The following is a 23,614-nucleotide window of genomic DNA, read 5'->3' on the forward strand; positions in this document are numbered from 1 at the left end:
AATTACGGGTTCATGATGCGCTAATCTGGTATTTTACCCCGGTGAAACTCCGAAACTAGCTGGTTTTTTGCTGCTTGCCGAGTGCTTTTTCGGAATCGACAAGCACTGCTTTGCGCGCCGCTGCCCTATGTGCAGTCGACAAAGCCCGCCCCGACAGAAGCCGGGGCGGGTTTTCTTGTTCCAGAAGCCTTTCTGTACCTAGCCTGCTCCGCGGCGGGTAGGTACGCGGCATGTCACCGCAAGGGCTGGCATATCAGGTGGTGAGCGGCAGCGTAATGCTAACGGTGGTGCCTTTGCCGGGGCGGGCTCGGAGCGTGAACGTGCCGCCCAACAGCTCTACCCGCGTGCGGATGCCAGCAAGCCCAATGCCCTTCGGCTGCTTTACCTCATGCACATCGAAGCCCACGCCATCATCTTCCACGCTCAGGTGCAGCTGGTCGTCGGCGCAGGCCACCTGCACAAACACTTCCCGCGCACTGGCGTGCTTCATCACGTTGTTGAGTAGCTCTTGCATAATGCGGTACACGGCTATTTCCAGCAAGGGGGGCAGCTGCTGGTCGAGACCGGCCAGGTTCAGGTCTACGTCGAGGCTGTGGGCCGGAATACGCGTGGTAAGCTCCCGCAGCGCCGCTTTCAGGCCAAAATCCTCCAGAATGCTGGGTGTGAGCTCAAAGGAGATGGTGCGCGTCAGGCGGATAGCTTCGCTCAGCAGCTTCTGGCTGGCTTGGGTAGGTTCCGTGGCGGGCAGGTTATCGAGGTGCAGCTTGGTGGCGTAGAGCAGCTGGCCCACGCCGTTGTGCAGGCCTTCGGCAATGCGGCGGCGCTCCTCCTCCTGGGTAGTAAGAATGGCCGATAGCACTTCCTGCTGCTGGCGTAGCCGCAGGCGGGCCGTTTCGGCCAGCAACGTGTTGCGCTCCGTCACGTCGCGGGCCACTACCAGCACCCCACTGATGGTGCCCAGCGTGCGCAGGGGCACAAAGTTCAGGTCGTATGTCATGGGCTGGTGGTAGCCCGCCCAGTTGAGGTGCTGAGAAGGCTCCCCGGTGAGGGCGCGGTGGAGCAGCTCCAGGATGGTAGGGTCCCGGGCCAGGCCCGGCAGGGTTTCCTCCAGAGAGCGGCCCAGGGCATCGGCCTCGGAGCGGCCCAGCAGGTAGGCCAGGCGCGCATTCCAGGCCGTCACGCACAAGCTCAGGTCCAGGGCGGCCACGGCGTCGATGGTGTTGTTGAGCAGGTTCTGGGTAAACTCCTTTTCCTGCTGCAGCTGCAGGCGTCGCTCTTCCGACTCGGTGATGTCGATGGAAAAAATCACGGCCTGTTTTCGCTGCTGATCGAAGAAGCCATAGTTCTGGAAATACACGGGCCGCCCCTGGTGCACCGCCGAGCTCACAAAGGCTACCTGCTCCCCGGCCAGCAGGCGGCTAAGCTCGGTGGTAGCGCTCAGCGAGGAGGCGAAGGGACACGTGTGGGTCAGCTCCGGGTGGTGGGGGGCCAGGCGGCGCAGGCCGTCTCCCACCACATCCAGCAGCTGGCCGCTGGGGGCAATGCGTGCCAGGATAACGGGCAGGTTGGCCAGGATGTGCTCCAGCAGGCGCGTCTTATAGTTGAGCTCCTGTTGGGCTTCGTGGCGGGCCGTCACGTCGCGCATGAGGCCCACAAAGCGTAGCCCCGGGCGCCGGCCATCCGAGAGCAGCTTGCCTTCCACCGATACGTACCGGATGCTGCCATTGGGCCAGGCCACGCGGTGCTCCAAGTCCAGGGCCGTATTCCGGCGCATAGCTTGCTCCAGGGCCTTGGTCACGTGCGGGCGGTCTTCGGGCACTACGGCGTCTAGCAGTACCTGCAGGTCGGCTGGGCCGGGTACGTACGCACGTCCGAATATCTGCTGGGCGCGCTCGTCCCAGTGAAGCTGGCGCGTGGCGTAGTCTACGCTCCACACCCCGCTGCCCGAGGCCTGAAGCGCCATTTGCAGGCGGGTTTCGCTTTCGCGCACCTGAGCAGCGGCGTGCTTTTCGGCGGTGATATCGCGCCAGGCGGCGTGCACAATGGTGCCGCGGGCCTCCGGTACGGCCGTGAGCAGCACATCTTCCCAGAACTCTTCGCCCGATGCCCGGTAGCGGCACCACTCAAAGCGACAGTGCCCCACCCGCAGTGCCTGTAGCCAATACTGCTGGGCCAGCACCTCGGAGTGCTGCCCGTTTGGCTGAACCGCGGGCGAGAAAGCCGCGCCCGACTTGCCCAGCAGCTCGCTTTTCTGGGTGAGGCCCAGCAGCCGCAGCGCCGAGGCATTGCAGTCGATAAACTGGTTGTCGCGCATGAGCAGCATCCCGTCTTGGTTGTGCTCAAACAAAATGCGGAAGCGCCGCTCGCTGAGCGTGAGTGCCTGCTGGGCGTGGTACTGTTCCGTCACATCCAGCAGGGCCAGGTGGCAGCTGCGGGTTTCGGCCCCGGCGGGGCTATGGCTGGGGGCCGGGGAGGCTTCGAGGCGGGCGAAGAAGGGCGTATCGTCTTCGCGGCGCATTTCCAGGGTAATGGTCTGGCGCTTGTCCTGCTCCAGCACGCTTCGCAGAAATCCGGAGAAGGCATGGCGGGAGCCGGCGGCTATAAACAGGGCGAGCCGGCGACCCACCAGCAGGCGGCGCACCGAGCCCAGCTGCTCGCAGGCCCGCAGGTTCAGCTGCTGCAGGGTGCTGTCGGGTGAGAGGGTGCAGTAGCCAATGGGCGCAAACTCGTAGAGGTTGACATAGGCCGCCCGGCTGGCTTCGGCCTCGGCTTGGGCCAGCAGGAGCTCTTCGTATTGCATTTCCAGCTCAATCTGGTGCACCTGCAGCTCCTGCACCAGGCGCTGTACCTCGGGGGGCGTGTTGGCTGGCAGGCTCTGCGCCGACAGGTGACGGCGTTCAGCCCGCACCCGCAGCTCGTGCAGGGCGGCCTGGGGGTCAGGCAGGAGAGGAAAAGAGCTGGCGTCGGGCTCGTTCATGGCAAAAACTACTATGGGCGGGCTATAGTCAACACAGGCAGGTACGCGGGCGGCCGAAAGGTCGTTGTGGGTTTCTGGGGGCCGGCCACCGCCCGGGCCCCGCGGCGTGGCCCGGCCGCCGGGCTAGGCCAGGGGCTTCACCTGCTCTATGCCCAGCAGCACGTACTCCGTAGGCGCGCCCAGCAGCAGGAGCCGGCGCCCGTAGAGCCCCACCCGGCAGCGGCCCTGGTCGGGCAGGTCAAGGTCCAGCTTTAGGTTGCTGAAGTTGAACGTATCGGCCGAGGTGCTGAGCAGCTGCTGCAGGGCATCCAGCAAGGTGGGCTGGTTAAGGCCGCCGTCGGCCAGGGCCACCAGGGGCTGCCCCGCCAGCTCGGCGGGCGTGGTGCCCAGCATCCGGGCAAAGGCTCCGTTGCAGAAATGCACCTGCAAGCTGGCGTTGAGGGCCACCACGGGCTCCAGCACTGTTTCCTGCATGCTGGCGGCAAAGCGGGCATTGTCCTGGAGCTGGGCTTCCAGGTTTTTCAGCTCCGTAATTTCGGTGAAGGTGATGACGGCCCCGCTGATGTAGTTATCGAGGGTGCGGTAGGGCAGGATGCGCATGTTGTACCACTCGCCCGCGGTAGTTTGGATGTTGGCCTCTTGGCTGATGAGGCGGTCCAGCACCTGCTGAATGTCCTCGGCAAGCCGCTCGTGCCGCAGGTTGGAGGCAAAGTGCGCCAGGGGCCGCCCTACGTCGCTGGGCAGCAGGTTGATGATGCGGGCCACCGGTGGGGTAAACCGCTTGATGATGCTGTCGTTGTCGAGGAAGATAATGGCTATTTCGGTGGCATCCAGCAGGTTTTTCATGTCGTTGGCTGCCAGGGAGAGTTCCTCCGTCTTGGCCAGGTACTGCATGTTCAGGGTCATCAGCTCCTCGTTCAGGCTCTGCATCTCCTCCTTGTTGGTCATGGCCTCCTCGTTGGTGCTTTGCAGCTCCTCGTTGGCGCTCTGCAGCTCCTCGTTGGTGCTTTTGAGCTCCTCCAGGGAACTTTCCATTTCCTCAATGGTGGTTTGGAGCCGGTGCTTGGTGTACTGCAGCTCCTTGTCGAGGGCGGCCACGGCGGCGTCGCGGTTCAGGCCGCCCTCCGAGTTGTCTTTGGCCAGGCGCACCCGGCGCGGGGTGGGCTGGTCTTCAAACACCACCAGCAGCAGCCCGGCTAGTGCCTCCGGCGCCTCCAGGTAGCGCACCGTCAGGCGCAGCAGCTGCTGGCCGGCATCCGTTTTCACCCGCAGGTTTTCCACTTTTATTTCCTGGCGGTTTTGCAGGGCCCGGTGCACCGCCCCGCTGATTTCGTAGCTGAGCTCCTCGCGGGCCATGTCGAAGATGTTCATGTTGCCCAGGCCCGGGGCTGGCTCCAGGTACTTGCCCGTGCGCCCGTTCACGTACAGGATTTCCCCCTTGGCGTTAATGACCACCGCGGGCGGGGAAAAGGAGTGCAGCAGCACCCGCTGCACAATGGAGGCGAAAGGCCCGCCTTCGCGCCGGGTAGAAATGGAGGGCAGCATACTGGGAGAGGAGAGCGGCGCCACGGCAATGTGGCGGGCCAGCGAAAAGGAAAAGTTGAGGAGCCGGGGCAGCGACGCGGCCGTTTCGATGCGCCGCGAAATCTTCCATTTCAGGTCCAGGGGCTGAAACAGGTCCTGAAAGCCGGTGATGTTTTCACTGGGGCCCAGGAAGAGCAGCCCGTTGGGGTTCAGGGCGTAGTGGAAGATGGGCAGCAGGCTTTTCTGCAGGTCGGAGTTCAGGTAAATCAGCAGGTTGCGGCAGCACAGCAAATCCAGCTTGGTGAAGGGCGCATCCTTGTTGATGTTGTGCAGGGCAAACACCACTACGTCGCGCACTTCCTTGCAGATCTGGTAGTGCCCATCCGTCTTCACGAAAAAGCGCTGCAGCCGCTCCGGGCTCACGTCGGCGGTTATGTTTTCGGCGTACAGCCCCGCCCGGGCAAAGTCTACGCCCTCGGCCAATATGTCGGTGGCGAAAAGCTGAATTTTGAGGTGGCGGTCGGGGGCCACTTCCTCTATCACCTCCAGGAGCAGAATGGCCAGCGAGTAGGCCTCCTCGCCGGTAGAACAGCCCGGGGCCCACACCCGCACGGTGGTGTGGGCGGGCTTGTCGGCAATGAGGGGCCGCAGGTGCTGCTGCAGGTTCTCGAAGGCTTCCTGGTCGCGGAAAAACTTGGTGACGCCAATCAGCAGCTCCTTGAACAGCTGCTCTACCTCGTGCGGGTTTTCCTGCAGGTAGCGCACATAGTGCGTGAACTCGGCAATCTGGTGGGAGTTCATGCGCCGCTCAATGCGCCGAAACACGGTATTGCGCTTGTAGTGGCTGAAGTCGTGGCCGGTTTGGGCCCGGATGAGCAGAAAGATTTTCTGCAGGGCATGCGCCGGCTTCGAAGCCGACTCCTCGGGGTTTTCGCGCGAGAGGCGCGCCAGCATGGGGCGCTCTACGTACTCCAGCAGCTTGGCCGGCATCAGCTCCGGGGCCAGCACAAAATCCACAAACTCGGTGGCCAGGGCCGCGCGCGGCATCGAGTCGAAGGCGGCGGTATCGGGGTCCTGCACCATCACCATGCCGAAGTTCTCCATCACCAGCTTCAGCCCCACGCTTCCATCGGAGCCCAGCCCCGAGAAGATGATGCACACGGCCCGCTCCCGGGCGTCCTTGGCCAGGGTTTGCAGGAAAAAGTCGATGGGCATGCGCCGGCTGGGCGGCAGCGTAGGCTTGAGCAGAAACAGCGCCCCGTGCATCAAGCTCAGGTCGCAGTCGGGCGGAATCACGTACACCTGGTTGAGGCGCACTTTCAGGCCGTCGGCGGCCAGGTGCACGGGCATGGGCGTGAAGCGCTGCAGCACATCCGAGGTCAGCTCCTCGGCCTGCGTGGGCAGCAGGTGCGTCACCACCACGAAAGCCATGCCCGAGCGGGGCGTGAGGTGGCGGAAAAACTGCTCATAGGCTTCCATGGAGCCCGCCGAGCCCCCCAGCATCACTATCGGAAACTTCTCGGGCTCGGCATACGCCTGCCGCAGCTTGGGGGCGGCCGTGGGCCGCGCCGGAGTAGGGCCGGCAGCAGAAGACGGTAGGGAGGAAGACGCGGAATTTTCCGGCTCCGGGGCGGCGGCAGCTGACATGAAACGGAGAAAACGGAAAGCGGCTGAGCGAAGTAAGCAGCCGCTTAGGCAGCACGCCAGCCAGTAGGTTCACTACTTCAAATTTACCGAAATACTGGCAGCATGGTATTGCGGAGCTAGTTTTTTGCCCGAAAAACGAAGCGCGACCAAGTACCCAGCCGGTGCCCTTACGTATGTGGGAGCCGAGCTCCGGCTCTTTTGTGTCTTCTTTAATGCAGCTACTGCATGTCTGCTCCCACGTCTTTAATTGTCATTGGTACTTCGGCCGGCGGCATGCCTGCCCTCACCCGTTTGGTAGAACAGCTGCCCCGTACGCTGCCCGCCGCCGTGCTGGTAGTGCAGCACCTGGGCCCCGACTCCACGGGCGAGCCACTAATTAGCCGCCTCCGCCAGCACACCGAGCTGAAGTGCCAGCTGGGAGAAAACGAGCAGCCCCTGGAGGCCGGCAGCCTGTACCTGGCCCCACCCGACCGTCACATGCTGGTAAAGGATGGCAAGCTGCTGATCACCAAAGGGCCGCGCGAAAACAACTTTCGTCCCGCCGCCGATTCCCTTTTTCGCTCGGCCGCCGTAGCCTATGGAGCCAACGTAATTGGGGTGGTGCTCACGGGCATGCTGCACGACGGCACGGCCGGGCTGGAGTACGTGAAGCGGTGCGGGGGCATCACGCTGGTGCAGGACCCCGCCGAGGCCGAGTTCCCAAGCATGCCCGAAAGCGCCCTGCGCGCCGGCGTGGTCGATTATGTGATTCCGCTCGACCGGATGGGGGGCGTGCTGCTGGATTTGGTAGCAAGGTCGGGGCCTGTGCTGCAGAAAAGTGTTATTCCCGATGACTTGATCATGGAAGCCTCAATAGCCGAACGCGTTGTGGGAACTACCCAGGAAGTAAACCAGATAGGCCGCCAGGTGCCCCTCACCTGCCCCGACTGTGGCGGCGCACTTTGGGAAATACAACAAGGTGCCGTGCTGCGCTACCGCTGCCACACCGGCCACGCCTTCACTGCCGACTCCCTGCTGGACAGCTCCCATCATGCCCTAGAAGAAACACTGTGGGTGGCCCTGCGCATGATGGAGGAGCGCAAAAACCTGTACACCAGTATGGCCAGCCGCGGCGAAGGCAGCTGGAGCGTGCAGCAGGAGGAGCGCATCGAGGAAATCAAGGTGCACATCAACCGCCTGCGGGAGTTCCTAATCAACGGCAAAGACCCCAATGGCACCACTACCGCCCACGTGCACTAGCCCCAGGTTTTGCCCCGAAGTACCAGCCCGGCAGCGACGTTAAATCAGGCCCTGGGTGGCGGCGTATTTTATCAGCGCGGCCGTGTTCTTCACCTGGGCCTTCTCGATGATGTTCTGGCGGTGGGTTTCGATGGTGCGGCGGCTGGTGAAGAGCTTGTCGGCTATTTCGTTGGTGGTCAGGCCCTCGGCCAATAGCTTCAGCACTTCAATCTCGCGGCGCGAAAACCCGCCGGGCTTGGTGGGCGGGCCGCTTTGCGGCTCCGTGCTAAACGACAGCACTTTGCTCAGCAGCATAAAGCCCAGTTCCGAGCACAGAAAGGGCCGCCCCGCCGCTACCGTTCGGATGGCAAACGTAATTTCGTCTTTGCCCGCATTCTTAAGCACGTAGCCCGTGGCCCCGGCCGCCAGCATGTTCTGAATGTACTCCGGGTGGTCGAGCATGGAAAGCACCAGCACCCGGGTGTCGGGGTATTGCTCCCGCACCAGCTGGGTAGCCGTCAGCCCGTCCATTTCCGGCATGTTGATGTCCATCAGCACCACGTCGGCGGGCGTGGTTTCCAGCAGCGCCAGCAGCTCCCGGCCATTGTTGGCTTCGCCTACTACCGTAATACCGTCTTCGTGTACCAGCAAAGAGCGGATGCCTTCCCGGATAATAGCATGGTCGTCGGTGAGCAGAACGCGAATCATAGCAGGGCGTGGAAGAAAGTAGAGGATAGAAGAAACCGTGGGCCTTTGTAACGACAATTAGCCGACGAAGATGCACGGTTTTTCTCCTTCTCTTTGGCTTACGTCCTTAAGCTCAACCATATAAGCTCCTGCTTTTCCGGCATCCTACAAATGCCAACGGCCTCGGCAGCAAAGTGCTACCGAGGCCGTAGAAGTAGGCCGGGGCCCACCGGAGTTTTTATTGATACTGGATGTAGAGCGGCTTGGGCGTAAGCTCGGTCAGCACTTCCTTGGGCGTCATGATGTGGTGGGGCTTGGGGCGGGCATCGTACTCGTAGAACAGCTTGAAGCCCGTGTACTGTACTGGCTCCGTCTGGATGTAATCGTGGTAGGAATCCTTTTTCAGCGTCGGTTCGCCGTGGCCGTCCATGTGCATCACCACCTGCACCCGCGGGTCCAGCTTAATGTTTTTGTAATTGGTCAGCATTTTCCGGGTGAAGCGGTGCACCGTCAGCACTTTCGGCGGCAGCTTGTTTTCGCTCACGAGGCGCGCCAGGTAATTGATGGTCCAGTTCACGTCCTTGGCGTCGAGGGTACCGATGCGCTGGTTGGGCCGGACGCCGGGCATGGTGGACAGGGAGAACTCGGGGTCGATGCCGAGGTGAATGTCGGGCTGCTTCAGGTACTGTTCTAGCTTGGGTACTTCTACCTGCAGGGTGCTGTGGCCGGGCTGCACGTCGAGGAACAGAATGCAGTTGTGCTCCCGGGCCCAGGAAATTACCTCCTCGATGGTGGCCTTGGAGTTCATCAGGCGCCACTTGCCATCCTTGCCGGGCGTGCCCTGAGCCGTGATGGTAACGTTGTGCAGGGCGGCCTGCACCGGAATGCTGGGGTCGGCGGCCTGCCACTCCTTCAGCACGCCCTCAAACTTGCGGAACATCTGCTCCTTGGGCTCCCGGCCCAGAATGCCCATGCCTTTCGAGCGGATGTTGCCATAGAACGCCACAATGCGGTGGCCCGGCAGGATGGCCCCGGGCAGCTGCCCGTTTTTCCTGGCAATAGAATCAGCCTTGAGCGAGTCGCGGCGCATGGCCTGCTTTTTCAGGGCTATGGTATCCACTACCACAGGTTTCTGGGTGGTGCTGTCGGCGGTGGCCGTGGCGGTTTCGCCTTCCTGGCGGGCGCCGCAGCCGGGTAGCATAGTCAGGGAGAGGGCCAGGCCCAGGGAAGCAAGCACGGGCGCGGTGAAGCGCGAAGCAGTCCGGAAATAAGACACTGAAAGAAAAAGAATTGAGGGCGAATGGAGCCCCGAAGGTAGGGGGTTTTTTGGGGAAAACCGGAAGCCCGTTTTCCCGAATGCGGGTCGTAAGTCCGTTTTTAATGAACCTTTAATCTAGCCGCCTGGGCCCTGCGGCAACCTCCAGTGCTACTTGGCTCCGGCCGCCTAGAGCTTGCTGGCATACTACGGCCGGGGCCAAAGGCGGCCGGAAACTGAGCAGTAGAAGGGTAGAAACTAACCCGGGAAAACGAGGGCTGAAGCAGGAGGCTGGTCTCGCTATAGCGGGCCCGCAAGGCTGCGCACAAGGTGGCTTGACAGGTTTTTTTGGTTACCCGGAAATATTTCGGCGACCTGGTTGTTGTAGAATTATTCGTCACCTGAATTTCCTGTCACTGTGTTGATTACCAAATTATCCTTTCGCGCCCTGCGGCTAACCTGGATGCTCTGGGCGGCCTTGCTGGTACTGCCTGGCGCGGGCTGCAAGTCCGAAGCCGCCGAGCCGACCACCCAACCCGAGGCACCCGCCGCCACCTACCTGCAAAGCAGCACCCTGCTGGGCGAGTACTCCACCAGCGCCGTAGCTGCCCGGGTGTCCGACATCCCCTTTGTGGGGGCGCTGGCGAAGTACCCCATCAAAGTATACCGGCTTACCTACCGTACTCACGATGCTGCCGGCAAGGAAGTAACAGCTTCTGGGGCGCTGCTGGTGCCGCAGGTAGCGCAGGCGCTGCCCTTGCTCAGCTACCAGCACGGCACTATTTCTCCGGCCCAGGAAGACCGGGCGCCTTCGTACTACAGCTCCCGCAGCGAAATCTGGTCGGCGGTGTCAGTGCTGGCGGCTAGCGGCTACATCGTGTCGGCCCCCGACTACCTGGGCTACGGGGCCTCCAAGGCGCTGGCGCACCCTTACGAGCATGCCGCTACCCTGGCCTCGGCCTCGGCCGATATGCTGCGGGCCGCCCGGGAGTTCTGCGCGCAGCAAAAGGTGAGCCTCAACAAAAAGCACTTCCTGCTGGGCTACTCCGAAGGCGGCTTTGCTACCATGGCCCTGCATAAGCTGCTGGAAGAACAACATGCCAGTGAGTTTACTGTGACAGCCAGCGCGCCCGGGGCCGGGGCCTACCACAAAACGGCTTTTGCCAAGTACATTCTGGAGTCGCAGGAGCCGCTGGATTTTCTGAGCAGCTACGTGTGGGTGCTCAGAACCTACAACCAGGTATATGGCTTGAACCGGCCGTTGACCTATTACTTCAACCAGCCCTACGCCACCCAGCTGCAAGCCGACCCCTTCGGCAATGTGCCCAAGCTACCGGCCCAGCTGTTTACCAGCCAGCTGCGCACGAGCGTACTCAACGGCACCGACCAGCCCCTGCTCGCCGCCTTCCAGGCCAATGATATCTACGACTGGCAGCCCAAAGCCCCGCTGGCCCTGTTTCACGGCACCGCCGACGACTACGTGCCGTTCTTCAACTCGGAGGATGCCTACAAGGCCATGCAGGCCCGGGGCGCCACCCAGGTAGAGCTGCGGCCCATTGAGGGCGGTGACCATTTCTCCTCGGCCGCTACGTACACGCTCGGAGCCTACGCCTTCATCTCCCAGTACTACTAGTCAGTAGGGCATACTTTATAGAAAGTCGAAGCGGCCCTTTTCGCACGAAAAGGGCCGCTTCGACTTTCTATACCAGCCTGAATAGCCAGCTAGGGCTGCCTCCGCGCAGCACCCGAAACTGGGGCAGGTGGGCCATTCCAGATAGCCCTCCGCAGCCAGTACCCGGACAAGGAACTTAGGCCGCCGATAAGCCCGATCAGCAGGGCTGCTACCAAGGCCAGCAGCCAACCATTACCGCCGAGGGGCAAGAGCGTCGCTACGCGTTGGCTGAGAATGCCATCGGTGCGCAAGTGCAGCCAGGCGGCGGGTAGCAGCCAGCTTAGGGCCAGGCCTGCAAAGCCTGCCAGGAAAGCCCGGCCACTCCGGGTCCCGCGCCAAAAGCCCAGCGCCACTGCTACGGGCACCACGCTCCACCACGGTAGGAAAAGTTGGGCGCCGGTCGCGGCCAGAAAAATCAGCAAAAAGAGAAGCATAGAGCGCAAACAGGAGGGTAGAATTACTTGCCCTGGAGCATCCAGGCGGCGTGTACGCGGGGGTGCTGCTGATTAGGAGAAGCCAGGTAAACCAGCTCGTCGAGCTTGCCTACCCGCCAGGTTTCAATCATGTCGTCGTAGAAGCGGGAGCCGGGGTTGCCGGATTCCCCGCCCGGAAATACGCCGTAGGCTTTGGGCTGGGGTCCCAGGGCTACCACCATGCGCCAGGAAGGCCCGTTGCGCTGAGAAGTGGCATTCACGATGCCAGCCCCGCCCCCGCAGTCAATGTCCATGCGGCCGAAGCCCGGGAGCTGAGCCAGGTGCAGGATGTCGGTACTTTTCTGATTGGCCCAGCGCCACTCCGGGCCCAGCGGGCCAAACTTGCGGGTAAGCGAGTCGGCAGCCCATTGCAAGGACTCCAGGGCCAGCTGCTCCAGGGTTTCGGTTTGGGGCGTGCGCTGGTCGTCTATCCAGCGGGAGGTTGGCTCTTTCAGGAGCAGCGTGGTGGTTCGGTCGCGGGAAGGATAGCGCAGGGGCCGAACCGGGGTAGAGCCGAACTCATCCTCCCAGATGCGCTTAACCAGGTTCGGGTACCACAGCTCAAAAATACTGGGGTTGATGGCATTTGCCGCGTAGCGGTAGTTCCAGCGGCTGAGCTCCTCGTACACGCGGCGCTGGGCGGCGGGCAGCCGCTGGGGCTGCACCAGGGAAAGCAGGCGCGGCAGGATGGTGCGGGCATTCACGCCCACGTCGTCGTTCTGGAGCAGGCGCAGGGAGTCTACCGTCACCTGCGTCATGCGCGTCAGCCGCTCGTTGATGCGGTGTCCTCGGTCCCAGGGCGCAAAGTCCCAGCCAATGTAGTAGGGGTACTCCGGTCCCGCCGAAAACTGGTTGGCCGACGACACGAAGCCCCGCGCCGGATTTTTCACGTGGGGGTTGTGGGCCTGCGGAATCCAGCCTTTCCAGTCGTAGGCTGAGTCAGTGCCATCCAGCACGAACTTGCCCTGGTTGCGCCATTTCAGGGGGAAGCGGCCGTTGGGCCAGATGGCAATATCCTGCTGAGTGCTGGCGAAGATGAAGTTCTGGGCCGGCGAGGCGTAGGAGCGCAGCGCGGTGGTATAGTCCTGGTAGTTCCGGGCGCGGTTGAGGCGGTAGAAGGTCAGCACTTCGTTGCCGCCCTCGTGGGCCGTCCAGCGCAGGGCGTGGCGGATGGGCGTTTCGGCCAGGAAAGGCTTCTCGTCGTGGTCGTACACTACCGGGCCGTGGTGGGTGTAGAGCACGGTGTCTACCCGGTCGGGGCGGCCGCGCACGTGGAAGGTCTCCAGCTGGCGGCGCACGGGTTTCCAGCGCCCGTCGTGCCAGTACTCCCGCTTCGAGGCATCCCGAAACTTGAGCTGGTACCAGTCGAGCACGTCGGCGCCCACATTGGTAACGCCCCAGGCTACCTGCTGATTGAACCCGATAATGATGGTGGGAGCCCCCGGAATGGTCACGCCGTACACGTTCACGCCCGGAGCCACCAGCTGCATCTGGTACCAGATGCTGGGCAGGTTAAGCTGCAGGTGCGGGTCGTTGGCCAGAATGGGGAAGCCCGTCGCCGACTTGGCTCCGCTCACGGCAAAGTTGTTGGAGCCCAGCTCGGCATCGGGCTCCTGCTGCGGCACCTTGCCCGACTGCGCAGCCCGGAAGGAGGCGGGGGTTTCCGGCACCGCTACCGGGGTAAAGTCGCGGGGGGCGCCCACGGGCACAATCGGGTCTTCGCGCTGGGGGTAGTCCGGGAACAGGTCCTTCACTACCTCCGGCCCAAACTTGCCCAGGATGTTCGACATGCGCAGGTCGTCGGAGCGGCCGCTCAAATCGAAGGCCATGAACTTGAGCAGCAGGGCCGACTTCAGGGGCTGCCAGGGCTCAGGCGCATAGTTGAGCAGCTTGTACTCGAAGGGATAAGTGCGCGGCGTCAGGGACTGGATGTAGGCATTCACCCCGTCGGAGTACGACTCCAGCACTACTTTAATGGTTGGGTCGGCCATCATCACCCGGAGTGACTGTTCGGCGCCGTGCTTGAGCCCCATGCGCCGGAAAAACCGGTCGGTTTCCAGGCGGCTTTCCCCCACAATTTCCGACAGGCGGCCGGCGGCCACGTGGGTCTGAAACTCCATCTGCCAGAGCCGGTCGTGGGCCGTGAGGTAACCCTGGGCGTAGTACAGGTCGTGGTCGTTCTGCGCAAATACGTGGGGCACGTGCCGGTCGTCGAAGCGCACCTGCACGGGCTGTTGCAGGCCGGGCAACCGGAGGGTTTGACTAACGGGGAAGTCGTTGGGCGCTTCGGCGTTGCGCCAGAAACCCTGGTAAGGACTCAGAAACTTGCCCATCGGCGGAATATCCCCCTGCTTGGTGTTGAGCACCCAGGTGAGGACCCCCGTGAGAGCAAGCAGCAGCAATGCCCGGATATAAAGTAGCATAGGCAGGAAAAGCAGAAAGCCAGCCCTGAACATCCGATAAAAAAAGGCCCCGCGCAAGTCAGCTCCAGAAGAAGCAGGCCTCAGATCTTAAATGCCAACGCCCGGCATGATGGACATGCCGGGCGTTGGTGATATTCGGTGCCTTGTGGCGGAAGCTACAGGTTTTCCTTCTGCCGAACCAAGCCGGCAATACCCCATTGCTGCAGCTTCTTTTGTACCAGCTCGGCGCTGGCGCGGTCGGTCAGGTTATCCACGATAACGCGGTTGAGCGGCTTGCCCGCCTGCACGTTGGTGGCTACGCGCACATTCAGCGTCTTGTCGAGGGCCAGAATCCGGTTCTGCACGGCTTCGGCATTACGCACGTCGCCGAAGGTGCCGGCTTGTACAATAAAGGTGGGCGCGGGCTCGGCTACTTTCACTACATCGGCAGCTTCAGTAGTGCCCGGCTCAATGCTGGTAGCCAGAGCCACCGTGGTAGAGTCGCTGGCCAGCGCGGCCAGGTCAGCCGGGGCGTCGGTGGGGCCCAGGGGCGTTTCCGCCGATACCACTTCCGCTATTACAGAAACGGCGCCGTGCGTAACGATGCCCAGCGGACGGGCGGCAATTTCGGAAAGGTCCAGAATGCGCTGGTGGCGGAAGGGGCCGCGGTCAGAAACGCGCACCACCACGGCTTTGCCGGTCTGGGGGTTGGTTACCCGCAGGCGGGTGCCGAAAGGCAGGGTTTTATGAGCGCAGGTATACTTGTTGCGGTCGAACCGCTCCCCGTTGCTGGTGCGGTGTCCTTGGTGTTCGCGGCCGTACCACGAAGCGCGGCCACGGAGCACAGTTTTCTTGCGGGTTGCCTTGGCGGGAACCTCCTCGGCGATGCTGGTGCGGGCCCAGGCCCCTGTCATCGGGGCAGAGAGTAGCACTATCAGTAGCGCTATCATCAAGCCCGATACATCCATTCGGTAAAAGAACTTCATAGCTGTTCGTTGCATTGGTGAGCGGGACAAAACTACTGGCAGTGTGCAAAAGCTTTTGGCAATGCCCAAATTGGCATACCTACTTCATGAGTTGTTTTTGTCCTTTTTATAGAAAATTTGCACAAAATATATGTACTGCCGAGTAAATAAAATAGCGCTTTGCATTGGACAGCGCGTTTTTTTGCATTATATGCAGGCCTCTCCCGTTGGTAAGGAAAAATAAGATAATCCGACGGTTAAAAAATTTTGTCATTTAGGAGGGCACTACAAGAAACGGTTGGTTGCACAGGTCGCCAAAATTGCCTATGGAAGTAGCCACAGTCGTTCCGCGCTTTTTGCCGTAAGTTGCTGCATGGATTTTGGCCGTCTTTCTGACCTTCGCTACGTTGATTTTCGTCTTCCCCCCACGCACCCTGGCACGGTAGCTACGCTGGCGCGCACAAATGCTCCTGGCCCCCCGGCCATCTACGTGGGTTGCCCTATCTGGACCAACAAAGCCTGGCTGGGCAGCTACTTCCCGGCGGGTATCAAAGACGCGGAATTTCTGAGCTACTACGCCCGGCAGTTCAACAGTATCGAGCTGAATACTACCCACTACCGCATTCCCGATGCCCCTACTGTGCGCAAGTGGAAGGCTGCGGTGCCGGCGCACTTCCGCTTTTGCCCCAAGCTGCCGCAGAGCATCAGCCACGAGCGGCAGCTTTATAATGCCGACGACCTGACGCTGACGTTTTGCCGGGCCATTGAGGAGCTAGGGGAGAACCTGGGTACCGCGTTTCTGCAGCTGCCGCCCACCTTCGGCCCCGAAAGTCTGCCACGCCTGGAACGCTACCTGCTCGATTTCCCTTCCTCCGTGCCCCTGGCCGTGGAGTTGCGCCACCCGGGCTGGTACACCGATGCAGGCCTGCGCGAATCGGTGATGGAAATGCTGGAAGCCCTGGGCAAGACCCTGGTGCTGACGGACGTGGCCGGCCGCCGCGACGTGCTGCACATGCGCCTCACGACCTCCACGGCCTTGGTGCGCTTCAACGGACATGGCTTGGTGCCCAGCGACTACCGGCGGGCCGAGGAGTGGGCCGCGCGCCTGGCCGACTGGCTGGCGGCCGGGCTGCATACGGTTTACTTCTTCATCCACCAGAAAGATATCCTGCACTCCCCCCTCTGGACGCAGTACTTCCTGGAGCAGCTCACGGCCCGCACGGGACTGGAGCTGGTGCCGCCCCGCATCATTCCCCAGCCCGTACAAGGGAGCCTGTTTTAAGCTGAACAAGAAAGTGGTGCTTGCCTCACCCGCTACCCCCGTCAACTTCGTACGGAAGACGAGTCTCTACCTGTCAGGCGTTTCTTTGCTATGATTTCACGTTTCCTGTTGCGGCTGCTTGCGCTGCCTTTGCTTACGTTGGGGGCGCTGCCCGTTGCTGGCCAGGCCCTGCGCACCCCCCCGGAAGACCCCACCGCTACGCAGTGCCTGCTGCTGCCCCTAGACCCGGTGCGGCGGGCCGACCGTTCCGGCCTCATCGTGGAGGGCGAAGTGCTGGATGCCCGCGGCTTCTGGGACGCCAACCACCAGCGCATTTATACCGCCCACCGCCTGCGCATATATAAGGTGTGGAAAGGTGCCCCTGGGGCTACTGTGACGGTTATTACAGAGGGCGGAACGGTAGGCCTCGACCGCCAGGACCTCACCAACACCCTACGCCTGACTCCGCACGAGCAAGGGGTTTTTTTCCTGACGAAGGCGACCTTTGCCGGGGTTGAGCAGGCTGGTGTTTGGACGCCCTATGGTAGCCAGCAGGGCTTCATCCGTTACGCCCTGAGCGAGGGTACCGCCGCGGAGCCTTTCCGCAAGTACGGGCGCATCACCCCCGCGTTCTACGCTGCAGTAGAGGAGGCCGCCGGCGGGCGCGTTAGTCGGGAGGTGCAGCCCAACCAGCCCCTGACGGCGGCCCTGCAGGTGCTAAGCCGCCGCCAGGCTCGCCGTCAGCTGGCCCTGATTTCGGATCTGGGGCCGCTGAGCATCACGGCGGGAACCGGCGAAATTCTGACCATCAATGGCACGGGCTTTGGCAGCAGCCGGGGCACGGGGTACGTGGCGTTCCGAAACGCCGACGACGGCGGCGCCACGGAAGTGAAGCCCCAGGATTCAGACTATGTGAGCTGGAGCGATGCGCAGATTCGGGTGCGCGTACCCACCTACGGGCTGGAAGGGAAAACGGCGGGTAGCGGCCCCGTGCGAGTTGTCACGGCGGCGCAGGAGGAGGCTACCAGCGCCGCACCCATTACGGTGGTGTACGCCGTGAGCACCGTGCAAACCAACGGCACCAACGAAATTGTCCGGCCCAACCACATCAACACCAATAACCGGGGCGGCTACACCTTTCAGCCAGCGGCCAACTTTACTAGCCGCGCCGGGGCCCCCGAGGCCTTTCAGCGGAGCCTGACTACCTGGCGCTGCCAGACGGGCGTAAACTGGGAGTTGGGCGCCGAGCGTACGGGCACCGTGGCTGCCGACGACAACGCCAACGGCCTGGGTTTCGACTCGGGCAGCCAGTTGCCCGACCGGGTGCTGGGGCGCACCACCAGCTACTACCAGGGCTGCCGCCGGGCCGATGGCACCGTGGTCTTCACCGTCAAGGAAATCGACATGGTGTTTGACGGGGAGCAGCGCTGGCAGTTCGGGCCCGACCAGCCCACCGCGGGGCAGTACGATTTTGAGTCGGTAGTGGTGCACGAGCTGGGCCATGCCCAGCAGCTTTCCCACCTCATCCTGCCGGGGGCCGTAATGCACTACGCCATTGGCGCCCGGCAGGTAAGTCGGGAGCTAAACCCGGCCAGCGAAATTGCGGGTGGCCGCTTCGTGCTTAAAACGCGCAGCTTCCGGGCCCTGGGCTGCGGAGCCCGTCCCATGCTGCCCGCTCCCCTGGTGACGGTGGCCCCCAAAACCATTACCGCCGGCCAGGTAAGTGTAGAATGGACTACCACCGCCGAGTGCTTCGTGCAGGAGTTCATCGTGGAGCGCAGCCAAGACACCAGTAGCTGGACCACGCTCGACCGGGTACCGGCGGGGGGAGCATCCTACCGCCTGCTTGATGAGCAGGCCCCCGAAGGACGGCTCTATTACCGCCTTGGGCTGGTGCGCCCCACCGGGGAAATTGACTATACCGGCCCGCAGCTGGTGACGGACGGTAGCCTGGCGCTGAATAAGCTGGAGTTGTTTCCCAACCCTGTGCGCTACGGCACCCCTGCGCAAGTACAGTTCCTCACGGATACAGATGCTATACTGGTGCTGCGGCTCTACGACTCGGTGGGCCGCGAAGTAGGGCAGCAGGTAGCGGCGCTGCAGGCCGGATACAACGTAGTAGTGCTCCAGCTGCCGGCCGGTCTGCGTAGCGGGTGGTACATGGTGCGCTGGAACGACCAAAGCGGCCACCGCGGAGCCGTGCCCTTCGTGCTGGCCGGGCAGTAGCGCCTACCGCTCCAGCAGCATGGCCCCAAACGAATAGCCCCCGCCAAATACCGTGACTACCACCCGGTGGCCAGGCTGTAGCTGCGGCAAGGTGTCGGCTAGGCCGATGGCGGCCCCGGCGCAGCCGGTGTTGCCCAGCCGCTCGATGTTGGAAACCGCGCACTCTTCGGGGAGCTCCAGGTTTTGGAGCACGTTGTTGGTAATGCGCTGGTTGGCCTGGTGCGGAATGAGGTAGCGGATATCAGCCACGGTGAGCTGGTTGCGCTCCATGATTTCGCGCGTAACCCGGGCCATATACTGGCAGGCGTGGGTGAATACGTCGCGGCCGTGCGGCATGATCAGGCCCCGCTCGATGGGCTTGAGCGTAACGCTCACGGTGGCCTTGCCCATGGTGGCGGCGCCCCCCGTTTTCACGTCCACAATGCGCAGGTCGTTTTCGTGGAGGCGTTCCTTGGAAATGAGCAGGGCGGCCGCGCCGTCGCCCCACAGGTGGCCGGCCATGGTGTCTTCTTCGTTGTTGTAGGCCGTGTTGTGCTCGGAAACCACCACCAGCGCCCGGGTGGCCTTGCCCATGGCAAAGTATCCTTCCACAATCTCCACCGCGTTCAGCAAGGAGGAGCAGGCTGAGGAAATGCTCACCACCGGAATATCGGCGACATCCACGGCGTGCTGCACGGCGTGGGCCAGCGTCACAATCGTGTCGTGGGGCGTGTAGGTCGCGCCCACAATCAAGTCAATCTGCTCGGCCGGAAACGCGGGGGCTTCGGCCAGGGTACGGCGCGTAGCCTCAATGGCCATGGTATTGGTATTCTCCCCGGGGCCCGCTTTGCGCCGTTCCCTGATGCCGGTGCGCTCCATAATCCACTCGTGGGAGAGGCCGTTGAGCGTGGTGAAGTGCTGGTTGGTAACTACCTGCGTGGGTAGGTAATAGGCAAGATGGTGGAGATACACAGAAGAGAAAGGAGCAAGTGAAAAGCGGGCGGCAAGGTACGGGCTCTGCCGCACACTTGGCTAAATGCTACAAGTGGCGCGTACTTTGCACGCGTCGCACTCGTTCAACGGTACACGCGCAATTGAGTTTTGTCTTTCATCTGATCCTGATTTAGTATGCACTTGTTTCGTTCGTTGGGCCGCCTGGCCGCCCTGGTTATTGTTGGCTTATTGCTTGCCCCGCCAGCGGCGCAGGCCCAGAAATACCGCACGGCCGGGGGAGTGCGCTACAGCACCGGAAGCTTGGGCCTTACGCTACAGCAGAAAATTCTGGAAAAAGCCACCCTCGAAGGCATTGCCCTGGCCAGCAGCCGCGAAGTGTCGGCGACGGTACTGGCCGAGCGGCACTTCCCAGTGCTGGGCCCCAGCCTGAACTACTACCTGGGTGCCGGAGGGCACCTGGGCACGCACAAGGACAACGGCGGCTTTGGCGGCTTCGATGGTATGCTGGGCGTGGAGTATAAAGTGGCCTTCACCCGCCTGTTGCTGTCGGCCGACTTCAAACCCAGCATTGAGTTTGGGGGCGAAGACTGGGCGCGCTTTCCCGTGGGCTTCTCCTTGCGCTACGTTATTGTGCAGGACAAGTCCAAGGGCTTCCTGGGCATCTTCGGCTCCGATGACGACAAGAAGAAATCAAAGAGCAAAGAGGGTAAATCCAAACAAAAAGGCAGCGGCATCTTCGGCCTGTAAGTGTGTTGGGCGTTGTCGGGTTAGGGCTGAAATCAGTGGTGCCCCGACTAACGGGCAACGACCAACTTAAAATACAACTACACCCAGCAGAATACTGCCCACCACGCACAAGGCTAAGGTCAGGAAGTAGGTGGCACCCAATAGCACACTTTTCACCAGGGTCTTGCCCCAGCTCTGCTCGTAGAAGGTGCGCAGGGCCACTATAAAATACACCGCCGGCACCAGCCAGAGCCAGTCGGCAAGGCTGCTCAGCCAGGGCAAGGCGCTGACGCCCAGCCAAAGGGAGAACAGCAGGAAAAGAAAGCAGTGTAGGTGCACCGTAAAAATGAGGTGGCTCACGTACCGCCGCTTGCGCCGAATGTACGCCCCCTTGAGCAGCAAGGCCGCCAGCGGCATGAGCAGAAACATCATGATGGAGCCGGCCCGCACCAGCTGGTGCACTACCTCACCCGTAGTAGCATCGCGCCAGCGCACGGCCCGCTTCACGGAGAGCCGCGTCAGAAACGAGGGGTGGCCGCCCTTGCTACGAATAAGGCTGTCTATTTGCGCCTGAGTTGGCTCTTCCGGCAGGCTCCTGATGTCGGCTGCCGTTAGTGAGATATTCCCGATGGGAAACTCCAGGTGAAAGTTGCCGCTGGATTTCTTGAGGGAATCGGCGGCGCGCGTGAGGGCTGCCCGCTTGCCGGCCGAGGCCAAACTGGCATTGGCCCGCAGCAAGGAATCTAGTTTCTGCTGGTTTCGGGCATCGGCCGCCAGCGTATTCTTTTCCGAGACGTCCAGCACCTTCTCCTGGGAATGCGGCCCCAGGTAGGAAAGCAGGAAAAAGAACACGAAGCTGATGAAAATGTACAGCCGGATGGGCGGCACGTAGCTCACGCGGTGCCCCTGCATAAAGCGGCGCGTGAGCTGCCCCGGCCGGAACAAAAGCAACCCAGCCGTGCGAAACACCTTGCTGTCGAAGTGAAAGATGCCTTCCAGCGTTTCTTCCACCACGTGGCCAAACGACACGTTCAAGTCGTGGTTCTGCTGCCCGCAGCTGGGGCAAAATTCGTCGGGCTGGTTGGGCTGGAAGGTGTGCCCGCAGTTTGCGCAGGCCGGAAGTTTGATACTGGAGTGCGCCATGGCAAAATAGGCGAGGCCCGCCGCGTAGCTGGCCCCGGGCTGCAAGTAAGCAGATAGCGCCCACTCCAAAAAATACCGGGCTGCCCTGCCATGCGCAAAGCAGCCCGGCTACGTCGGGTTAGTTTAAAAGAAGAAACGCTTAGCCGCGGCGCACGGTGCCCGAGCCGCTGATGCGCGACGATACCTGCGGGCTGCCCTGGTACGTAACCGAGCCCGAGCCGCTGATGCGGGCATCGAGGGTTTTGCTGGCGTACACGCGGCAGTTTCCCGAGCCGCTGATGCCTATGCTGGTAGTATTGGTGCGCAGCTCAGTGGCCTCAATGCGGCCTGAGCCGCTGATGGAGGCAGAGTTGCTATCGGCGCTGCCCGAAACCAGAATGCGGCCCGAGCCCGAAATGGAGGTGGTCAGCGCATCGGTTACTGCGTTTACCTGCAGGCGGCCCGAGCCGCTCATGCTCAGCTTGAGCGTGCTGGCCTTGATGGGCGTTTCGGCTACGATGGCGCCCGAGCCACTTACGCTCAGCACCCGCACGGTGGGCATGGTCACGTACACTTTCACGGGCTGCTTGAACCTATAGTCGTCCGTCCAGCGGCTGAGGCCGCCTTTCTCGGGGCGCCGGATGCGCAGGCGACCGTCTTTCACCGTGGTTTCAATCTGCTTAAGATCTTCGGGGGCAGCTTCTACCTCCACGCGCTGCTCCGGGCCCTGGCGCAAAATAACTTCCGCTGGCAAGCCCAGGGCAAGTTCCTGAAAAGACTCTACCACCCGCACGTCGCGTTGGAAAGCCAGCAGTTGGAAGGGGCGCAGCGCGGCTACAGTGAGCAGCAGTAAGAAGAGGCGTAACGTTTTCATAAGCAGGAAGAGGTTGGAGAAAAGAAAGTAAGGCTTGCTGGGGTACAGATGCGCCGGGCCGCCGAAGGGTTGCCTGCCTGATGAATACAACTCCCTAGAGGGAAGTGATAGGGCTGCCAGCTCAGCTCTCTGCGGCGGCAGGAACACATGGGGCGGAACGCGTAAGGTAGCCCTGGCCCCAGGCCACCAAAGAGTTAAGCAGAGGCTGCACCTGTTGGCCGTGCTCCGTAAGCAGGTATTCCACCTTCGGGGGCACTTGCTGGTAAACCACGCGTTGTACCAAACCATCCTGCTCCATTTCGCGCAGTTCCTGAATCAGCATTTTCTCCGTGATTTCGGGCATCAGACGCCGCAGCTCCCCGTAGCGGCGGGTACCCTCCAGCAGGTAAGAGAGAATGAGGAGCTTCCACTTCCCACCCAGGACGTTCAGCGTGGTGCGCACGGGGCAGAAATCAAAGGGGCCGGGTTCGGCTTTGCCCCGCCACTGCGCTTCGGCTGCTTGCTGTTTGGTGAACTTCTGCATAAAATTTACTGGCTGACTATCAGCAAATCTGTGATAAAAGTAAGTAGCCTACTTTTTGGTAGGTACTTGCGAAAAGCGAAGTAAGCAATTTCCTTTGATTCGTGGTTGCTTTCTGCTCAGAATCCGCCCACAAGCCGGCTGCTTTTCAGCGGCTTCACTTTCTCTTTACCAATCTTCCTATGAACATTGTCATCACAGGGGCCACCGGCAACATTGGCACCGCCCTCACGCACGAACTACTGAGCCAAGGGCACCGCGTTACGGCCGTAGCGCGCCCCAGTGCCCGCCTCGATGCACTGGCTGCGGCCGGGGCGCATCCTCAGGCCGGCGACCTGCACGACGTGGCTTTCCTCACGCAGGCCCTGCGCGGGGCCGACGCCGCTTTTCTGATGATTCCGCCCAACGTTACGGCTCCCGACGTGCTGGCGCACATGCAGCAGGTAGGCCAGGCCATAGCCGAAGCGGTGCGCGCCGCCGGGCTGCCCGCGGCGGTGCACCTGAGCAGCATTGGCGCCGATGAGCCGGCCGGTACGGGACCAGTCGTAGGCTTGCACCACCAGGAGGCCCGCCTCAACCAGGTTCCGGGCCTGCGCGTGGCCCACCTGCGCCCCGCTTATTTCATGGAAAACCTGCTGGCCAACATCGGCCTGATTCAGCACATGGGCATTACGGGCTCGGCCATGCGCCCCGATCTGGCTTTCCCGATGGTGGCTACCAAGGATATTGCCGCCCGGGCCGCCGCGCTGCTCACCCAAAGCTTCGAGCCGGGCTCGGTACACTACGTTCTGGGGCCGCAGAACTATACGCTCCCGGAGGCTGCCCAGGCCATTGGGCAGGCTATTGGCCGCCCGGAGCTGCCGTACGTGCCATTTTCTTACGAAGACGCTAAGCAAGGTATGATGCAGGCGGGCCTTTCCGAGAGCATGGCCAGCCTCTACGATGAAATGACGCGGAACATGAATGCCGAAAAAGTGATGGTGAAAGAGGCACGCACCGCAGCTAGTGCTTCGCCCACCACGCTGGCGGAATTTGCCCGCACCGTCTTCGCGCCGGCTTTTGCTGGAGCTACGGCGGCTCAGGTTGCTTAAGGGGGCCGTACAGGCTAAAGAAAAAGGCCGCTCACTGCATC

At 62.1% G+C, this 23,614-nt stretch carries 17 protein-coding genes; 6 read left to right on the forward strand and 11 right to left on the reverse strand.

Annotation, left to right across the window (positions count from 1 at the left end; all coding sequences use genetic code 11):
* Positions 1-253: 253 nt before the first annotated feature.
* Together HER32_RS11290 and HER32_RS11295 are read right to left on the reverse strand one after the other, a co-directional pair.
* Positions 254-2,977 carry a PAS domain S-box protein gene (locus tag HER32_RS11290; protein ID WP_149071068.1) on the reverse strand — a complete coding sequence of 908 codons (2,724 nt, stop codon included), beginning with the start codon at positions 2,975-2,977 and terminating at the stop codon, positions 254-256.
* 123 nt (positions 2,978-3,100) lie between these two features.
* Positions 3,101-6,148, reverse strand: a complete 3,048-nt coding sequence (locus HER32_RS11295) for a CheR family methyltransferase (RefSeq protein ID WP_168681944.1) — start codon at positions 6,146-6,148, stop codon at positions 3,101-3,103.
* 225 nt (positions 6,149-6,373) lie between these two features.
* On the opposite strand from HER32_RS11295, the gene HER32_RS11300 reads away from it, so the two are divergent.
* The gene (locus tag HER32_RS11300; RefSeq protein WP_168681945.1) at positions 6,374-7,387 is read left to right on the forward strand and encodes a chemotaxis protein CheB; all 1,014 of its coding nucleotides are present in this window, start codon (positions 6,374-6,376) and stop codon (positions 7,385-7,387) included.
* A gap of 39 nt (positions 7,388-7,426) precedes the next feature.
* Here HER32_RS11300 and HER32_RS11305 read toward each other — a convergent pair whose 3' ends face one another.
* Both HER32_RS11305 and HER32_RS11310 read right to left on the reverse strand, forming a co-directional pair.
* Positions 7,427-8,074, reverse strand: coding sequence for a response regulator transcription factor (locus HER32_RS11305; protein WP_149071072.1), 648 nt, complete (start codon positions 8,072-8,074; stop codon positions 7,427-7,429).
* A gap of 217 nt (positions 8,075-8,291) precedes the next feature.
* Positions 8,292-9,329 carry a hypothetical protein gene (locus tag HER32_RS11310; RefSeq protein WP_197748833.1) on the reverse strand — a complete coding sequence of 346 codons (1,038 nt, stop codon included), beginning with the start codon at positions 9,327-9,329 and terminating at the stop codon, positions 8,292-8,294.
* Positions 9,330-9,726: 397 nt separating this feature from the next.
* On the opposite strand from HER32_RS11310, the gene HER32_RS11315 reads away from it, so the two are divergent.
* Positions 9,727-10,941: an alpha/beta hydrolase family protein gene (locus tag HER32_RS11315; protein WP_410503876.1), complete on the forward strand. Its 1,215-nt coding sequence runs from the start codon at positions 9,727-9,729 to the stop codon at positions 10,939-10,941.
* An 89-nt stretch (positions 10,942-11,030) separates the two neighbouring features.
* On the opposite strand, the gene HER32_RS11320 is transcribed toward HER32_RS11315, so the two are convergent.
* The 3 genes from HER32_RS11320 to HER32_RS11330 all read right to left on the reverse strand — a co-directional run bounded on the left by HER32_RS11320 (position 11,031) and on the right by HER32_RS11330 (position 14,841).
* A complete protein-coding gene (locus HER32_RS11320; protein WP_149071073.1) occupies positions 11,031-11,414 on the reverse strand; it encodes a hypothetical protein in 384 nt (127 codons plus the stop codon).
* Positions 11,415-11,437: 23 nt separating this feature from the next.
* Positions 11,438-13,876: a penicillin acylase family protein gene (locus HER32_RS11325; RefSeq protein ID WP_168681946.1), complete on the reverse strand. Its 2,439-nt coding sequence runs from the start codon at positions 13,874-13,876 to the stop codon at positions 11,438-11,440.
* A 155-nt stretch (positions 13,877-14,031) separates the two neighbouring features.
* Positions 14,032-14,841: a septal ring lytic transglycosylase RlpA family protein gene (locus HER32_RS11330; RefSeq protein ID WP_168681947.1), complete on the reverse strand. Its 810-nt coding sequence runs from the start codon at positions 14,839-14,841 to the stop codon at positions 14,032-14,034.
* A 352-nt stretch (positions 14,842-15,193) separates the two neighbouring features.
* Here HER32_RS11330 and HER32_RS11335 point away from each other — a divergent pair, with 352 nt between their 5' ends.
* Together HER32_RS11335 and HER32_RS11340 are read left to right on the forward strand one after the other, a co-directional pair.
* Positions 15,194-16,102, forward strand: coding sequence for a DUF72 domain-containing protein (locus HER32_RS11335; RefSeq protein ID WP_168681948.1), 909 nt, complete (start codon positions 15,194-15,196; stop codon positions 16,100-16,102).
* Positions 16,103-16,192: 90 nt separating this feature from the next.
* Positions 16,193-18,307, forward strand: coding sequence for a matrixin family metalloprotease (locus tag HER32_RS11340; RefSeq protein ID WP_168681949.1), 2,115 nt, complete (start codon positions 16,193-16,195; stop codon positions 18,305-18,307).
* Positions 18,308-18,310: 3 nt separating this feature from the next.
* On the opposite strand, the gene HER32_RS11345 is transcribed toward HER32_RS11340, so the two are convergent.
* On the reverse strand, positions 18,311-19,258 hold the full coding sequence (locus tag HER32_RS11345) for a 3-oxoacyl-ACP synthase III family protein (RefSeq protein WP_149071078.1): 948 nt from the start codon (positions 19,256-19,258) through the stop codon (positions 18,311-18,313).
* A gap of 156 nt (positions 19,259-19,414) precedes the next feature.
* On the opposite strand from HER32_RS11345, the gene HER32_RS11350 reads away from it, so the two are divergent.
* Complete coding sequence (locus HER32_RS11350; RefSeq protein WP_168681950.1) at positions 19,415-19,987, forward strand: hypothetical protein; 573 nt, start codon at positions 19,415-19,417, stop codon at positions 19,985-19,987.
* A gap of 66 nt (positions 19,988-20,053) precedes the next feature.
* On the opposite strand, the gene HER32_RS11355 is transcribed toward HER32_RS11350, so the two are convergent.
* From HER32_RS11355 to HER32_RS11365, 3 genes are all read right to left on the reverse strand, one after another.
* Positions 20,054-21,109 carry a DUF3667 domain-containing protein gene (locus HER32_RS11355; RefSeq protein WP_168681951.1) on the reverse strand — a complete coding sequence of 352 codons (1,056 nt, stop codon included), beginning with the start codon at positions 21,107-21,109 and terminating at the stop codon, positions 20,054-20,056.
* 139 nt (positions 21,110-21,248) lie between these two features.
* A complete protein-coding gene (locus tag HER32_RS11360; RefSeq protein WP_168681952.1) occupies positions 21,249-21,962 on the reverse strand; it encodes a head GIN domain-containing protein in 714 nt (237 codons plus the stop codon).
* A 121-nt stretch (positions 21,963-22,083) separates the two neighbouring features.
* On the reverse strand, positions 22,084-22,485 hold the full coding sequence (locus HER32_RS11365; protein ID WP_149071082.1) for a winged helix-turn-helix transcriptional regulator: 402 nt from the start codon (positions 22,483-22,485) through the stop codon (positions 22,084-22,086).
* Positions 22,486-22,664: 179 nt separating this feature from the next.
* Here HER32_RS11365 and HER32_RS11370 point away from each other — a divergent pair, with 179 nt between their 5' ends.
* Complete coding sequence (locus HER32_RS11370) at positions 22,665-23,573, forward strand: NAD(P)H-binding protein (protein ID WP_168681953.1); 909 nt, start codon at positions 22,665-22,667, stop codon at positions 23,571-23,573.
* Positions 23,574-23,614 lie beyond the last annotated feature (41 nt).

The sequence above is a fragment of the Hymenobacter sp. BT18 genome (assembly GCF_012273015.1).
In the GTDB taxonomy this organism is placed as follows: Bacteria; Bacteroidota; Bacteroidia; order Cytophagales; family Hymenobacteraceae; genus Hymenobacter; species Hymenobacter lutimineralis.

What these genes read in the sequence shown, in the direction of transcription:
- HER32_RS11295 (WP_168681944.1), bottom strand. Translation starts at nt 6,148, where the DNA reads ATGTCAGCTGCCGCCGCCCCGGAGCCGGAAAATTCCGCGTCTTCCTCC.
- HER32_RS11355 (WP_168681951.1), bottom strand. Translation starts at nt 21,109, where the DNA reads ATGGCGCACTCCAGTATCAAACTTCCGGCCTGCGCAAACTGCGGGCAC.
- HER32_RS11320 (WP_149071073.1), bottom strand. Translation starts at nt 11,414, where the DNA reads ATGCTTCTCTTTTTGCTGATTTTTCTGGCCGCGACCGGCGCCCAACTT.
- HER32_RS11330 (WP_168681947.1), bottom strand. Translation starts at nt 14,841, where the DNA reads ATGAAGTTCTTTTACCGAATGGATGTATCGGGCTTGATGATAGCGCTA.
- HER32_RS11300 (WP_168681945.1), top strand. Translation starts at nt 6,374, where the DNA reads ATGTCTGCTCCCACGTCTTTAATTGTCATTGGTACTTCGGCCGGCGGC.
- HER32_RS11350 (WP_168681950.1), top strand. Translation starts at nt 19,415, where the DNA reads ATGCACTTGTTTCGTTCGTTGGGCCGCCTGGCCGCCCTGGTTATTGTT.
- HER32_RS11340 (WP_168681949.1), top strand. Translation starts at nt 16,193, where the DNA reads ATGATTTCACGTTTCCTGTTGCGGCTGCTTGCGCTGCCTTTGCTTACG.
- HER32_RS11365 (WP_149071082.1), bottom strand. Translation starts at nt 22,485, where the DNA reads ATGCAGAAGTTCACCAAACAGCAAGCAGCCGAAGCGCAGTGGCGGGGC.
- HER32_RS11360 (WP_168681952.1), bottom strand. Translation starts at nt 21,962, where the DNA reads ATGAAAACGTTACGCCTCTTCTTACTGCTGCTCACTGTAGCCGCGCTG.
- HER32_RS11290 (WP_149071068.1), bottom strand. Translation starts at nt 2,977, where the DNA reads ATGAACGAGCCCGACGCCAGCTCTTTTCCTCTCCTGCCTGACCCCCAG.
- HER32_RS11335 (WP_168681948.1), top strand. Translation starts at nt 15,194, where the DNA reads ATGGATTTTGGCCGTCTTTCTGACCTTCGCTACGTTGATTTTCGTCTT.
- HER32_RS11370 (WP_168681953.1), top strand. Translation starts at nt 22,665, where the DNA reads ATGAACATTGTCATCACAGGGGCCACCGGCAACATTGGCACCGCCCTC.
- HER32_RS11325 (WP_168681946.1), bottom strand. Translation starts at nt 13,876, where the DNA reads ATGCTACTTTATATCCGGGCATTGCTGCTGCTTGCTCTCACGGGGGTC.
- HER32_RS11305 (WP_149071072.1), bottom strand. Translation starts at nt 8,074, where the DNA reads ATGATTCGCGTTCTGCTCACCGACGACCATGCTATTATCCGGGAAGGC.